Source organism: Paenibacillus sp. FSL E2-0178, from assembly GCF_038593005.1.
GTDB lineage: Bacteria > Bacillota > Bacilli > Paenibacillales > Paenibacillaceae > Paenibacillus_AQ > Paenibacillus_AQ phytohabitans.
Map to the genome: position 1 here is coordinate 2,701,465 of NZ_CP151953.1, position 14,690 is coordinate 2,716,154.

At 53.2% G+C, this 14,690-nt stretch carries 15 protein-coding genes; 2 read left to right on the forward strand and 13 right to left on the reverse strand.

The window, feature by feature from the left end:
* Positions 1-87: 87 nt before the first annotated feature.
* The gene (locus MHI42_RS11840) at positions 88-1,605 is read right to left on the reverse strand and encodes an alpha-N-arabinofuranosidase (protein WP_342423888.1); all 1,518 of its coding nucleotides are present in this window, start codon (positions 1,603-1,605) and stop codon (positions 88-90) included.
* Positions 1,606-1,971: 366 nt separating this feature from the next.
* On the opposite strand from MHI42_RS11840, the gene MHI42_RS11845 reads away from it, so the two are divergent.
* The gene (locus MHI42_RS11845) at positions 1,972-2,931 is read left to right on the forward strand and encodes a winged helix-turn-helix transcriptional regulator (RefSeq protein WP_042134824.1); all 960 of its coding nucleotides are present in this window, start codon (positions 1,972-1,974) and stop codon (positions 2,929-2,931) included.
* A gap of 152 nt (positions 2,932-3,083) precedes the next feature.
* Positions 3,084-3,242: a hypothetical protein gene (locus MHI42_RS11850; RefSeq protein ID WP_042211365.1), complete on the forward strand. Its 159-nt coding sequence runs from the start codon at positions 3,084-3,086 to the stop codon at positions 3,240-3,242.
* Between the two features lie 117 nt (positions 3,243-3,359).
* On the opposite strand, the gene MHI42_RS11855 is transcribed toward MHI42_RS11850, so the two are convergent.
* From MHI42_RS11855 to MHI42_RS11910, 12 genes are all read right to left on the reverse strand, one after another.
* A complete protein-coding gene (locus MHI42_RS11855; protein ID WP_042134823.1) occupies positions 3,360-4,130 on the reverse strand; it encodes a class I SAM-dependent methyltransferase in 771 nt (256 codons plus the stop codon).
* 22 nt (positions 4,131-4,152) lie between these two features.
* Positions 4,153-5,070 (reverse strand): S1-like domain-containing RNA-binding protein, encoded by a 918-nt coding sequence (locus MHI42_RS11860; RefSeq protein ID WP_342423889.1) that lies wholly within the window; start codon positions 5,068-5,070, stop codon positions 4,153-4,155.
* The gene (gene rsfS / locus MHI42_RS11865; protein WP_039308297.1) at positions 5,067-5,414 is read right to left on the reverse strand and encodes a ribosome silencing factor; all 348 of its coding nucleotides are present in this window, start codon (positions 5,412-5,414) and stop codon (positions 5,067-5,069) included. Before rsfS ends, MHI42_RS11860 begins: the two co-directional genes overlap by 4 nt.
* The gene (gene yqeK / locus MHI42_RS11870; RefSeq protein WP_342423890.1) at positions 5,411-5,989 is read right to left on the reverse strand and encodes a bis(5'-nucleosyl)-tetraphosphatase (symmetrical) YqeK; all 579 of its coding nucleotides are present in this window, start codon (positions 5,987-5,989) and stop codon (positions 5,411-5,413) included. Before yqeK ends, rsfS begins: the two co-directional genes overlap by 4 nt.
* On the reverse strand, positions 5,961-6,563 hold the full coding sequence (locus MHI42_RS11875; protein WP_342423891.1) for a nicotinate-nucleotide adenylyltransferase: 603 nt from the start codon (positions 6,561-6,563) through the stop codon (positions 5,961-5,963). Before MHI42_RS11875 ends, yqeK begins: the two co-directional genes overlap by 29 nt.
* An 80-nt stretch (positions 6,564-6,643) precedes the next feature.
* Positions 6,644-6,937 carry a ribosome assembly RNA-binding protein YhbY gene (yhbY, locus tag MHI42_RS11880; RefSeq protein WP_036697934.1) on the reverse strand — a complete coding sequence of 98 codons (294 nt, stop codon included), beginning with the start codon at positions 6,935-6,937 and terminating at the stop codon, positions 6,644-6,646.
* Between the two features lie 37 nt (positions 6,938-6,974).
* Positions 6,975-7,871, reverse strand: a complete 897-nt coding sequence (gene aroE / locus MHI42_RS11885) for a shikimate dehydrogenase (RefSeq protein ID WP_342423892.1) — start codon at positions 7,869-7,871, stop codon at positions 6,975-6,977.
* 40 nt (positions 7,872-7,911) lie between these two features.
* A complete protein-coding gene (gene yqeH, locus MHI42_RS11890) occupies positions 7,912-9,042 on the reverse strand; it encodes a ribosome biogenesis GTPase YqeH (protein WP_342423893.1) in 1,131 nt (376 codons plus the stop codon).
* Positions 9,042-9,566 (reverse strand): YqeG family HAD IIIA-type phosphatase, encoded by a 525-nt coding sequence (locus MHI42_RS11895; RefSeq protein WP_042140875.1) that lies wholly within the window; start codon positions 9,564-9,566, stop codon positions 9,042-9,044. Before MHI42_RS11895 ends, yqeH begins: the two co-directional genes overlap by 1 nt.
* Positions 9,567-9,661: 95 nt before the next feature.
* Positions 9,662-11,899 carry a transglutaminase-like domain-containing protein gene (locus MHI42_RS11900; protein WP_342423894.1) on the reverse strand — a complete coding sequence of 746 codons (2,238 nt, stop codon included), beginning with the start codon at positions 11,897-11,899 and terminating at the stop codon, positions 9,662-9,664.
* Positions 11,896-13,146 carry a DUF58 domain-containing protein gene (locus MHI42_RS11905; RefSeq protein WP_342423895.1) on the reverse strand — a complete coding sequence of 417 codons (1,251 nt, stop codon included), beginning with the start codon at positions 13,144-13,146 and terminating at the stop codon, positions 11,896-11,898. Before MHI42_RS11905 ends, MHI42_RS11900 begins: the two co-directional genes overlap by 4 nt.
* Position 13,147: 1 nt before the next feature.
* A complete protein-coding gene (locus MHI42_RS11910; RefSeq protein ID WP_171717043.1) occupies positions 13,148-14,104 on the reverse strand; it encodes a MoxR family ATPase in 957 nt (318 codons plus the stop codon).
* Positions 14,105-14,690: the final 586 nt, after the last annotated feature.

Consider the following 14,690-nt stretch of genomic DNA (forward strand, 5'->3'; position numbering starts at 1 on the left):
CCTAAGTAAATAAAATTTAGCAAATCATCTACAAAAATGTTTTTGCAAACAATGTACTCGTTATCGTTCTGATTCCATGTACATGTGTCAGTTCCTCTTGCCCAGACGAATGACATTCCAGGATGCCTTGGACAGAAGCGTCTCCACGTAACCGTCCTTGCATACCGTACCGGCAGCCAGTTCCGGCTGTACCTTCTGTTCTGACGGCGTATTCACCGCTTTCAGATCATCATGTTTCAGGACAATATGCTCAATCAGCGTATATCCCTCGAAGCCCCGGACATCGGCTTTCAGATGCAGGCTTTCCTCCAAATGACGGTTCACCGCAAAAATAGTCAGCTCATCCTGCTCCTCATTATGTACAATCGCGCTGTCCAGATAAGGAACATCGGTGTAATCCTGTGCATCGTATTTCGGTGAATTCACAATCGGCTGAAGGGAAACCCCGCGGCCGTATTTGGAAGCATGCAGATAGGGATAGAAAATCGTCTGCTTCCAGGCAGCACCGCCTGCTTCCGTCATTATTGGTGCAATTACATTGACAAGCTGGGCAAGACAAGCCATCTTCACCCGGTCTGCATGTCTCAGGAACGTAATCAGCATACTGCCGACCAGCAGGGCATCCTCGAAGTTGTAATGATCCTCAAGCTGCGGCGGGCCGATAGTCCAGGGATCAATCTTCGTATCCGATTCGTTCGAGTGGTACCATACATTCCATTCATCGAAGCTGAGATACATCGTCTTCTTGCTGCGTTTCTTCGCCTTGATATAGTCACAGGTGGCTGTGACCGTCTTGATGAAATGCTCCAGGTCCATGCTGCGTGCCAGGAAGTTCGCCGAATCGTTATCCCGGTTACCGTAATATTGATGCAGTGAAACATAATCGGCTACATCGTAGGTATGCTCCAGAGTAACCGCTTCCCATTCAGGGAAGGTCGGCATTGCCGAGCTGGAGCTTCCGCAGGAGACAAGCTCAATGTCCGGGTCTATCAGGCGCATCGCCTTACCTGTCTCATAAGCCAGCCGTCCGTATTCCACAGCCGTCTTCTGGCCGATCTGCCAGGGTCCGTCCATTTCATTACCCAGACACCAGGTCTTAATCTTATGAGGCTGCTCCACCCCGTGACTCTGCCGCAGATCACTCCAGTATGTTCCGCCGGGATGATTGCAATATTCCAGCAGATTACGCGCCGCATCCACTCCGCGTGTTCCGAGATTGACTGCCATCATAACCTCTGAACCTACTTCCTTAGCCCAGTTCATGAATTCGTTGGTACCAACCTCATTAGGCTCGACCGTCCTCCAGGCCAGTTCAAGGCGTCTCGGGCGCTGCTCAATTGGACCTACACCATCCTCCCAATTGTATCCGGATACAAAATTGCCCCCGGGATAACGGATGATGGGTACATTAAGCTCCTTAACCAGTGATTTCACGTCGCCTCTGAAGCCGAGGGTTCCTGCTGTGGGATGCCCCGGTTCGTAGATTCCGCCGTAGACCGCCCGTCCCAGATGTTCTATGAATGAGCCGTAGATCCGCTTATCTACTTCGGCAATAACAAATGACTTATCGGCGATAAGCGTTGCTCTTAGTGTACCCGACGACAATGTGATCACCCTTCCATTTCACATATTAGTTAATCAATTAAAAAATATTTGAATGTATTCGCTTACAGGTATAAAATAACATATATAAAGACCTCTGTAAACATAAAAGTATAAATCTATTTATATATATACAAACAAAAATCAATAAATGGCGCGTTTTCTGAAATATAACCTCGTTTTTTGTAATAAAACCGCTTAATTCATTTGAATAAATATAAATTAAAGGTGTATTTCAAATCATATTTAGCTGATTTTTAATTATAAACTACAAATAAAGGAAGAAATCTTTCCTTTTTAACTCAAATGGTTTATAATTTTATAAAATAGTTTGTTCTAAACGACCTCACTGGAAGAAGGTATCTAAATATGATTTACATTAAAGATCTGATGAGCGGGATTGATATTTTCAAGGCGCTCAGCTCCGAGATCCGGATTCAGATTCTCGAGCTGCTGGCCACCAACCAGGCGCTGAACCTGAATGAAATTGCCAAGAAGCTTAAACTCAGCAATGGTGCAATTACGATGCATATCAAGAAGCTGGAGGAGAGCGGCCTGATCGAGATCAACACCTCGGTAGGCAAGCATGGTATCCAGAAGGTCTGCTATCTGAATAAGGATAAGCTGATGGTGGATCTGCGCAGCAAGGATGTCGACAATCTGTACGAGGTCGAAATCCAGGTTGGCCATTACAGCAATTATCAGGCGGTCCCTACCTGCGGACTGGCCACCAAAGACAGCATTATCGGTGACTTCGACGAGCCGCGTTATTTCGCCGATCCCCAGCGGATTGATTCCGAGATTATCTGGATGGCCGAAGGTTTCCTGGAATACCGGATTCCGAACTATCTCAAAGCCAACCAGACCTTCCGTGAGATTCAATTCTCCATGGAGATTGGCTCTGAGGCTCCCGGATTCAACGACAACTATCCTTCAGACCTGTACTTCTATGTGAATGGAATCGAAATCGGTTTCTGGACCAGCCCCGGCGACTTCGGAGATGCCCGCGGTACCTTCAATCCCGACTGGTGGCCGCCTCATCTTAACCAGTACGGCATGCTGAAGCTGATCCGGATCAACAATGAAGGAAGCTTCATTGACGGCTGCCGCATCTCGGACATCACCCTTGACGATATCAAGCTGGATTACAAAAGCGAGCTGACCTTCCGCATTGCCGTCACCGACAAGCCGGTCAACAAACGCGGCTTGACCATTTACGGCAAGCATTTCGGCAATTACAGCCAGGATCTGCTGGCACGTGTGCTCTATAATGTGCATGAGGTGGACGATCCCTCCCGCCCTGTGACAACGGCGGGGGCCATAGACTGACCGGCTTTGCAATCAGCAAAGACTATCCTCCTGAGCTGAGGATGGTCTTTTATTTATACGGACCGGCCGGGTAAGGAACTCCCTGTATAAATGTCCTCTCCTTAACCCACACTAACGAATGTCTTTCAAACTACCGTGAGGGAGTGTTTCGAATGCGTGAAGGTATAATACCCGCCGTTCTTGGAACCGTAGTAACTGCTTCCAGCGCAGCTTTTCTAGGCAGCAGATATAAGATGGCTGCAACAGGCATTCTTGGATTTGGTCTGGCGCATATTGTACTCGGCACCATCGATTTGTTCGAACACAGGTAAGGACATTGGAAGATGCCGGCCCGCACGATGCTGCGGGCCGGTTCCTTTTATCACAATATACGGAAACAACAAAAAGGCCCCCACCCTCCTACGGGTAAGGACCACAGTACATAAAGTTTATTTCACAGCTACATAGAACAGCCGCTGGGCGGAATCATCCGCTTCGATCCACTCGAAGTCCGCATAGATCTTAACGTCCTTGAATCCGGCCTTCAGCAGCTCCTGCTTCATCCAGTCCGGATCATAGGCGCGCTGGGTATGCGTCTCTTCAAAACGCCGGTACACATCCTGCCGGCCCTCTTCACGGGCGAAGATAGACAGGTGATGCTCAATCTCACGGCGCGGCACATCGAGCTCACAGGTCCAGATGTAGGATACGTTCGGCTCATCCTGCACGAAGGGCTGCTCTTCCTCGTAGCGCGTCAGCGTATTCGGATGATGTACATCGAACAGGAAGGTTCCGCCCGGCTTAAGACCGGCATAGGTACAGGCAAATACATCCTTGACATCCTGTTCCTCCAGTACGTAATTGAGGCAATCGCAGAAGGAAATAACCGAATCCACAGGCTCCGGCATCTCCCATTCCTTCATATTCTGTCTAACCCAGCGTACACTGCCTTCCCGCAAAAAACGCCGCCCCTGCGGCTGCTGCTCCAGCTTGCGCTGCGCCACAGCCAGCATGTCCGAAGAGAGATCAATCCCCGTCATATGATAACCTGCCGCGGCCAGCGGAATGGTCAGGCTGCCGGTACCGCAGCCGAGTTCGGCTACCGTACGCGGCTTGCCGTATTTACTCCATGCTGTCTCTGCGAAGGTCAGCCAATCCGGATACGGCATATCCGCCATCAGCTCATCGTATACATAAGCAAATTTCCCATAGGAAGACACTGCGTACACCGCTTTCTATATACTATTGGTTGTCAGATTCAGGCTCCGAATCGGCCTCTTCCTTGCCGGCCAGATAGGTCCAGTTCTCTTTCTGGGTAACCAGCCCTTCCTTCATCAGCTTGCCCAGCGCACGCTTGAAGGCTGACTTGCTGATGCCGAAGCGCTGCTTGATAATATCCGAAGGCGTTGCATCCGAATACGGCATGCCGCCGCCCGGACGGGTAGCCAGGAAATCCAGCAGTGCCGCTGAATCCACATCACGGCCCACTTCCTTGCGGTGGCCCATGCTGAGGTTGACGCGGCCATCCTCACGGATATGCGCTACCCGTGCTTCAATCACTTCACCCAGACGCAAGAGCCGGCTGCGCTCAGAGGAATGAACCATACCAATGATGCCGAAGCCGAGTACACCAGCATCTACAAGCACAAAGGTACCCATCTGCAGAGGTTTGTATACCCGCGCAGTTACAGTCTGGCCCTGCCATGATTCAGGTGCGGGCAGCGCCAGCGGCGCCAGCTCCTGCTCTCCGGCCAGCTTGGCCCGAAGACGCCCCTGCTTGTCATGCTCCATAATGGCGAATACCTTATCACCGATCTGCGGACGCAGCTCCACCAGCTCCGGAAGCTCGCCGATAGGCAGGAGCAGCTGGCGTCCAAGCCCCATCTCCAGGAAGCAGCCCAGACGCGGATGAATATCGGCCACTTCAAGCAGCGCCATTTCACCCAGCGTCAGGTAAGGCTTCTTCATTGTAGCTGCAGGGCGGTCCTCGGTATCGAAGAAGATGAACACTTCAACCTTGTCACCGATCTTCGGCTTGCTGCCGACCAGCTCGGTGTAGTGAAGCATGATATCCTGGTCACCGGCGCTCAGGAAGTACCCGTAAGGGGATACCTCCCGCATCACTTCAAGCGTAACCGTAGTTCCAGCTATCAGACTCATACCGTTTCCACAACCTTGGCATCAGACCACAGACGCTCAATGTTGTAATATTCGCGTTCATCGCGGTGGAAGACATGGACGATAACATCCCCAAGATCCATCAGTACCCAGCGGGCTGCGTCCATACCTTCGATGCCTTTGATCATTCCTCCGGCTTCATGAACTACCTTGCGAACCTCAGTAGCAATCGCTTGCACCTGGGTATCCGAATTACCGTGGCAGATAATGAAATAATCACTGATCGGCGACACGCTGCGCAGATCCAGTGCCACCACGTTCATTGCTTTTTTGTCCTGAACGGCGTTCAGCGCCAGCTCCAGAAGTTTGTTTGATTGTACACTCATATTTTATCCTCCAGTATTCTTACTAAATCGTTGCGCGCCAGCACCGTAAGCGGGAACACGATCCGGCGCTTCTCCAGCAGCAGGCTGATGGTGGAATCCAGTCCCGCTACCAGCCCTTCCTCCAGGCTGACCTTAGCCAGCCTGCGTATCTCATCCACACCGGGGAAATCCCGTCCAGGCTCAATATAATCGGCCAGACAGACGATTTTTTCCAGCAGGCTCATGTTCTCCCGTCCCGAGGTGTGGTAGCGGATGGCATTCAGTACCTCAGTATCCGTAATTCCATAATCATGCTCAGCGGCAAAAGCGCCCACCTCAGCATGCCATAGCTGCTTGTCGTATTTCAAAAGCTCGGTGGATAACCCGTTCTGTTCAATGATCTCCCGCATCCGCTCTACAGGCCAGTACTTGGCGACATCATGCAGAATTGCCGCTGTCTCGGCCCGTTCAGGATCAGCGCCATAGCGCTGCGCCAGCTTCACAGAGGATTCCATTACGCCGAGTGTATGCTTCCAGCGTTTGTCCGGCATCTGGTCAGAGACCTTTTCAATCAGCGCTTCGCGGCTGTACTCCATACAATCCACTCCTTTGAACATAATCAAACACAGCGTCCGGCACCATGTAGCGGATGGATTTCCCTTCGGCGGCCCGGGCTCTGAGCATCGTGGAGGAGAGATCCACGAGCGGCATATCCGCCAGCAACACCCGCTCCGCAATGAACCCGGGCAGCAGCCCAAGATCAAGCGGAGTCCCGGGACGCCCGACACCGATGAAGGTCAACCTCTGCACCAGTTCCTCAATCCCCTGCCATTTGGGCAAATACTGAACCATATCCGCTCCGACAATGAAAAAGAACTCATGCTGCGGATACTCCTCCTGCAGGCTGATCACCGTTTCCAGGGTATAGGACACTCCGCCTCTGACCACTTCCCAGTCGAGAATGCCAAAAGCAGGATGGTCCTTAACCGCTTCCTGCACCATAGACAGCCTGTCCTCGCCGCTCGCTCCGGCCTCATGCTTATGAGGCGGAATATGCGAAGGCATAAACCAGACCTCCTGCAGACCGTAACTCTCCCGCGCGGTTTCCGCGGCCATCATATGGCCGATATGCAGAGGATCGAAGGTTCCTCCCATTATTCCTACTTTCAAGAGGTTACCTCCTCCTATTATCCGATGAACTTCATCCGGCTGCAACCCTCGCACAGGTGCGGGAGCTGCACCATCAATCCTTAGCGGGGAAGCTCAATCGTTTTGTTATCACGTGATTCCTTGTACAGAACGATCGTCTTGCCGATTACCTGAACAAGCTCCGAACCGGACTGCTCGGCAAGCGCGGCACCAATTTCCTTAGGATCATCGGCATTGTTGTTCAGCACACTGATCTTCATCAGCTCGCGTTTCTCAATAGCTTCTTCAATGTGACGGATCAGATGATCGTTGACGCCGCCTTTGCCGACCTGGAATACAGCATCCAGATGATGGGCCAAAGAGCGGAGATAGCGTTTTTGTTTACCAGTTAACATAAATGAACAAACTCCTTAATTAACATATATTATTACCTTACTTGGACGAAATCATTTCCCCGGCACTCCCGCCGAGGCAATCCACAATAGTCTGCCGCATGATATCTACGGGTGCTGCGAGTCCTGTCCAGTACTCCAGCGCATAGGCACCCTGGTAGACGAACATTCCCAGCCCTCCGTGAATGATGCAGCCCCGCTGCAGGCTCTCCGTAAGCAGCCGGGTGTGCAGCGGATTGTATATCAGATCGCTTACGATCATTCCTTCATGAAGCCAAGCCGGATCTATCGGCATCTCTTCCATGTGGGGGAACATGCCTACCGAGGTCGTATTGATCACAATATCCATGCTGCCGGTGACGGAAGGAACGGCTTCCATGCCGGCTCCGGCTACGTTCCCTCTGTTCCGGAAGCCGTCTGCCAGCTGATGGGCCCGCTCCTCATTACGGTTGGCGATGAGGATAGACGCCGGACGCTCCTGCAGCAGTGCCGAGACAATGCCTCTGGCTGCCCCGCCGGCTCCAATCACCAGAATACGGGTGTCTGCGAGTTCGGGCGAAGCCTCCGCCTTGAGCGAACGGACATATCCGATTCCATCCGTATTGAAGCCGGTCAGCACACCGTTGTCGTTAACAATCGTGTTGACCGCACCGACATCCACCGCGCTGGCATCCAGCTTATCCAGATAGTCCATCACCGCAACCTTGTGCGGAATGGTTACATTCACCCCGCGGAAGCCGAGGGTCTTGACCGCCTGCACGGCATCCCCCAGCTTGTCCGGAGTAATATGCAGCGGCACATAGGCGCCGGAGAGTCCAAGCGCCTTCAGCGCCGCACCGTGCATCAGCGGAGATTTGGACTGGGCAATCGGGTCGCCCATTACGCCCAGCAGAAGCTCCGGGTGTCCATCCTTACCATTCAGGCCTGTCTCAGCCATAGTATCGCCCTCCTGCAGGTTCTGTCAGCATCGGCTTAAGTTAGATCAGTGAAGGACGGGTAAGCACCTTAATGCCGCGCGGCACATGTATGGCCACAACCGCACCTGCCGTACCATTCACCTTGATCCAGCCCAGGCCGGAGATGAACAGGTCGGTCTCACTATTCCTGGCGATGCGGAATTCATGACGCTGCCATTGCGGCAGCTTATCCATATCCGCCGTTCCCGGAGGCGATAAAAGCTCGCCGCGGTGGTCCTGATACAGCGAATCGGCGCGTTCCAGCTTCGTACGGTGAATCTTCAGCGTACTGCTGATATAGCAGGTGAAGGATTGGCGTTCGCCCTGAACGAAGTCGAAACGTCCCAGTCCGCCGAAGAACAGCGATTGGCCCTCATTCAGCTGATACACTGCAGGCTTGAGCGGATTCTCAGGCATTACAGCGCCCAGATCCTTACGTTCAACCAGTTCACTGTACCGCCAAGGATAGACAATCCCCGGAGTATCAATAATGTAATGGCCGTCATCCAGCGGAATCTTGACCATATCCAGCGTTGTGCCCGGATAACGAGAGGTAGTCAGCTCCTCTTCCAGGTCGCTGTAATCGGAGATCAGCCGGTTGATCAGCGTAGATTTGCCTACATTGGTCGCTCCGACGACATAGACATCACGCTGTCCGCGCAGCTCGGTTACTGCCTCCAGCAGGCGGTCGAAGCCCTGGTTACGCTTCGCGCTGACAAGCACAATCTCCGCCGTGCGCAGTCCCTCTTCCTTGCAGCGCTGCTGCATCCAGTTGCGCATTCTATTCCAATTGGTCACCTTAGGGAGCAAGTCGCTTTTGTTGACCGCCAGAATAACCTGGTTATTGCCGACAAACCGCTGCAGCCCGGAGATCAGACTGCCTTCGAAATCAAAAATATCCACAATGTGGATTACCAGTGCGTTCTTCTCGCCCACTCCGCTGAGCAGCTTCAGGAATTCGTCCTGGTTCACCGATACGGAAGAAGCTTCGTTGTAATTCTTAATCCGGAAACAGCGCTGGCAAATTACGGGTTCCCGTTCAAAAGCGGTCTCCGGAATATACCCGGGAAGCTCCTTGTTTACAGTCTGAAGCTTGATACCGCAGCCGCTGCATTTCTCAGGCCGATTCTTGTCGTCGTTCACTACATTCATTAAGATTTATCCTCCTCTTGCCACAATCCTTGCTTGCGCAGACGTGTCAGAGCAATCTGCTCCACCCTGCGGTTGATTCTTGTGCCCACGCCTTCATCCTTGACGGAGATCGGAAGCACGAGCACCGTGTACAGGCCGAGCCGGTTGCCGCCGTATACATCTGTAAGCATCTGGTCGCCGACCACCACCGTCTGCTCCGGCTTCAGATCCATCAGCTTCATCGCCTTCAGAAACGGGGCATTGCTCGGCTTACGGGCCTGATGTACAAATTCAATATTTAGCGGCGTTGCAAAGCGCGACACCCGGTCCATATTGTTATTTGAAACAATGATCAGCTTGAAGCCAAGCTCCTTCACCTTCGTGAACCAGAGCAGCAGCTCAGGCGTAGCCAGAGGCGCCTTGGCGCCGACCAGCGTATTATCCAGATCCGTAATAATCCCGCGGTATCCTTGACGGAACAGCTCTTCCAGATCAATATCAAATACCGTATTTACCCGGAGTTTGGGAACTAACCTTTCAAACAATACTTTCACCTCATTTTCATACGTAAAACTTGTATCCAGCGCTATATCCAACTGTCAAAATCCACCTGTTAGCGGTACTTTATGATACTGGAGCATTACTTGCCGGATTTCATGCTTTTTCGCAGCCGCAAAGCTTCAGTATACACGCTGTGCCAGTCTTTGTCTTCAATAACCTCAGGGCTGTAATTCGCCCGCTCGAACATGCCCAGGAGTGTGGACAGATTTACCGCCGCCGCAGGCCGTTCAAGGCTCCAGCGTTCCACAGATTCGCGCAAAGTTTCATGCTCTTTCTTCAGCATACCCTTACTTCGGACATACCTTACCCAGCGCTGCGTTTCTGCCACAACTTTTTGTACCGGAGTCAGCTGATGGCCGATGCGCAGACGCGTGATCAGGAACCGCAGACTCATGCGCCGCTGCCAGAGCAGGAAGCCGCTCCAGAGCAGAAGAACAACCGCCGCTCCTGTTACTACCCAGACACCAGGATGGAATCCTTCACTTCCGGCGGCCGTATTTGCCGCTTCCTGTTCAGGCTCCGCTTGCTCTTCCTCCTGCACTTCTGGTTCTGCTACGTTGTCTTCCTCCGTCTGGGTCAGCACCGGAACATTGAAGCCGGGCGTGGCTTCCACCGGAACCCAACCATAGTCACCGAAATAAATCTCTGCCCAGGAGTGGGCATCTGCGTTTGTGATCGTATAGTTATTATTCACCAGACCGCCTTGCTGAAGCGCCAGATTATCCGGGATTTCTGCCTGTTCCCCGGGCGCATAGCCCTTGACCCAGCGGGCCGGGATATCCAGGGAACGCACCATTGTGACGAGTGCAGTGGAATAATAATCGCAGTAGCCTTCCATAATCTCAAACAGGAAGCTCTCAACCATATCCTTGCTTCTTGCGCGTGAGACATCCGGCTGATTCGTGTACGGGAAGGTTTGCTGCAGATATTGCTGCAGCAGCATGACCTTCTCGTACGGCGTCTGTGCTCCGGCAGTAATCTCCTCCGCGAGCGCACGGACCCGCTCCGGGAAGTTACCCGGCAGCTGGAGATACGGGTCAAGAACAAGATCTCCGTACAGCTGTTCATAAGTCTGTGTACTCAGCTCCTGAAACGGTACCACTGGCACCTCCGAGGTCACCACATAGGTCTGCGGGTAAGAGCGTGCACTGCCCGCCGCGTTCCACAGCAGTTCACTGTCTTCACCCCGCCATGACAGCCCGTTGCTCTCCGCTACTCCATCCACAGAATTCACTTTTACAATCGAGTAGCCGCCGAAGAGCACAGGATAGTTGTTGCCGCCCAGCAGCTTAACCGTCTGCGTCAGTGTCCGGGTCTCTGTCTTAGGGGCCGCGACAGGCTCCAGCGGCTCTCCTACCTGGACTGTCCTGAAGGTTCCCCGGCTGAATGTATCATCGTCACTCCAGCCTTTTCCGGAATACGTACTCCGGATCTCTCCGCGCATATAGGTGCGCAAATCGGAGGTGACGGTCATTACGGGCGAATAATCAAAGTTAAAGCCGCCGCCAAGATTATCATCATTCAGACTGTAGCCGGAGGTGGTTGCTCCTCCCGTTCCTTCACCGCTCGAGCTTTCACCGCTGCCGCCGGCGGAAGTTCCGGAGGAAGGTGTATTTCCGCTCCATTCCTGCCAAACCGTATACGGGTCAGTTAGTGTAGGGCGTACATCCGGCATATTCACTCCGGCAATAATGACAAGTGAGAAGATGATCGCTATATTAAGGGCTACTTTGAAAGGATATTGAAGCAGATAGGTCCAGCCCCGCGGATAATGCAATTGGAAGCTTCTTAAATGCCTGGTGACCAGCCAGCCCATTCCGGCAAACACGGTCCAGGCTACTTCCTGCCATAATACAGATGTTGTAAAAGAGTCCAGCGCGGCGAACGCCGTAATATTCATCCCGATGAACATCAGAATCCGCGCCTTGCCATTCACCCACCAGGATGACAGCAGCATCAGCGCCCAGGCACCCAGCGCAAACCAGATGTACGGATTCATATGTGTGATGATATCCGGCAGCCGTTCACGAAGTGTGGGCAGCCAGGGATTCGGAACATATTCCCCGTAATGCAGAAGAATACGATACACGAGATACACTATCGCCACACCTTCAAGCATGAGGCGGTAAATCCATTTAACAGGTATAATAATTTCAATTAAGGCTACTGCAACAAGAGTCAGCAATACAGCGGCTGTGGTCTCCTCCAGCCAGAAGGGCTCAGTGTATGAGATCCACTGTAAGGCGATAATCATCAGCCAGAGCAGCGTCAACGCGTGATGCCATGAGGATTTGACTCCGTTCATCCAATGCTTCATCGTACAGGATCACCTCCAAGTACCGCAGGGAGCTCATGAAGCGAGCTGACATTATAGCTGGTGATCCCGCGTGATTTGAGAACCTCCGCCCACTCCTCTCCCCGGTTCTTAGCGGCAGGATTGCGGACATGAATATGCGAAGGGGTCAGCCCCCGGCTGTCTGCCCAGCGCAGGGTATCCAGCACCGGCTTGCCGCTCTGCGGGCTGATCAGCACAAAATATGCGCCTTTGGGGAACATCCGCTGAGCCTTGTCCAGCCTCGTAATCAGCGGCCCCCGGCCCTCCGCATTGATATCAATCAGATACTGGATCATCTTCTGCCGCTCGGCACTGCCTTCTGCCGGACTGAACACCTTCGTATCCTTATCCAGGCAGCACAGGCCGATCCCGATTCGCTCGCGTATGCCGAATCCGAGCAGTGACGCCGCAATCGAAACCGCCAGCTCGAACTGTCCTGAGCTGTAATATGCACCTGCACTGCCATCGAGCACCAGAATGGTCCGGGGGACCGATTCATGCTCGAATTCCTTCGACTTCCAGGCACCTGTCTTCGCGGTAGCATTCCAGTGAATCCGTGTCAGCCGGTCTCCGTAGACATAATCACGGACACCGTTGATTTGCGTGGTCTCACGCCGGGACTGGAGCAGCGAGGCTTGAGGCCCGGACAGGCGCGCTCTCCGCTCATACAGCTGCCAGCGCGGCACTACGACTGCCCGGGGCAGCACGCGGAACCGTCCTTCGGCCTTGAATGTGCCTTTGTGCTCCATCAGTCCGAAGATATCCTCACTGAGGATATCCGTGCTCTCGAAAGTGTAGCAGCCCCGCTCCAGCACCGGTGTCTGGAACAGCAGCTCTCCCCGCCCTCTCAGGCTGGGGACCAGACTTTCCTCGAACACCCAGGACTCCCCGTTATGGCGCTTCAGAATTTCCCGCACCACCACATACGGCAGAGGCAGAAAACCCGGAATGTTAACATTCAGCTTCACCCGCAGATAACCGCCTGCGTAGAGCAGATCAGGCTTGTCCTGCTCCGAGTAGAGGCTGCGGGTACCCTTGGCCCGCCGAACGCCGCCCAGTCCCCCAATGATTAGATACAGGATCAGAACCGATACCATAATGAACAGCATGAACGAGGTTTTGCCGCCCTGAAACAGCACATAGAGCAGTGTGATGACCCAAATCGCAAGCACGCCCATGAATTTCCTTGGCTGAATGACAGCGGCCGCTCCCGCTAGGATGCTCCTCATCTTATTGCCTCATGGTTACAGGCACATGAATGCTCTGCAGCAGCTTCTGCAGCAGGGAATCCACGCTGACATTATCAAGGCGTGATTCCGGCCGCAGCAGAATGCGGTGTCCCAGTGCAAACGGAGTAAGGGTCTTCACATCGTCAGGCAGAACATAATCGCGGCCTTGCAGGAAAGCATAAGCTTTGCATGCCATCATGAATGACAGGGATGCCCGGGGGCTTGCCCCAAGGAGTACAAGCGGGTGCTCCCGCGTCTGCCGGACTACATCCAGCAGATAGTTCAGGACCGGATCGCTGATATAAATATCGCGGATCTCCTCCTGGATGGCGGCAATGGTGTCCATTCCGGTGACCGGAATCAGCTTGTCCACCGGTTGGCCCTGCTGATGGGTAATCAGCAGATTCTTCTCCGTCTCGGCATCGGGATAACCCAAGCTGATCCGCAACATGAAGCGGTCCAGCTGAGCCTCAGGAAGGGTATAGGTGCCTTCGAAGTCTATCGGATTCTGTGTTGCGCAGAGCATGAAGGGATGCGGCAGAGGATAGGTCTCCCCGTCGACCGTCACATTGCGCTCTTCCATGACCTCAAGCAGTGCGGACTGAGTCTTGGTGGTCGCCCGGTTAATCTCATCGGCAAGCAGAATATTAGTCATGACCGGCCCCGGGCGGAAGTGAAACATCTCATCGCGCGGATGATAGACGGATACACCGGTAATATCACTCGGAAGAATATCGGGATTGCACTGAATCCGGCGGTATTCACCAGACATGGAACGGGATAGCGCCCGGATCAGCTGCGTCTTGCCAGTCCCCGGAACATCCTCAATCAGGACATGTCCGCCGGCAAGGAGTGCCGTGAGCAGCAGTTCGATTTCGAAGCTTTTACCGAGTATACAGGATTCCAGATTAGTGCGGACAGCGTTCATAATTTGCGTAGATTCTTGACGTACGGGCATATATGGTAAACCTCCTATGTCAGAATAAGCAGTAATATATACATTTTACATGATTCGAGTAGTGAAAGTACATGTTAGGGGCCGTGAAATTATAGAGCGGCTTACGAGATTTGTCAAAAAGAAACACTTATGGGGCGCAGCAAAACACAGCATCTTCCGTCTGCGGCATTTCCCGTGCTGAGTGTCTGCTATTAATGACAGTCCCGCCGGCAGGGCGGCTGCTGACAAATAGCCCGGAGGAGACTCCGCCGGGAAGCCACTGGCAAAGTGAGCGTCACAGCTACCTTTCATTAAGTTGTGGTTGCCCGCTTTTACCGGGTTCGAGGAAATACTGACTTCATGGCGGAATTAGCAGGCGGGGCTGAGGTGTTCGGGAGGGCTAGTGTGTTGGTAGAGTTGGTGTGTTCGGTAGGGAAGACGATGGGCTAGTATGTATAGGGAACTGGTGCATTCGGAGGAACTGGTGTGTTGGGTATATCTTGGGTGTTCGGGAGGGCTGGTTCGTTCGATAGCGCTCGTGCGTACGGGGGCTGATGTGATGGGTAGGGCTGGTGCTAAGGTGTTCGGGAGCTGGTGTGTTCGGTAG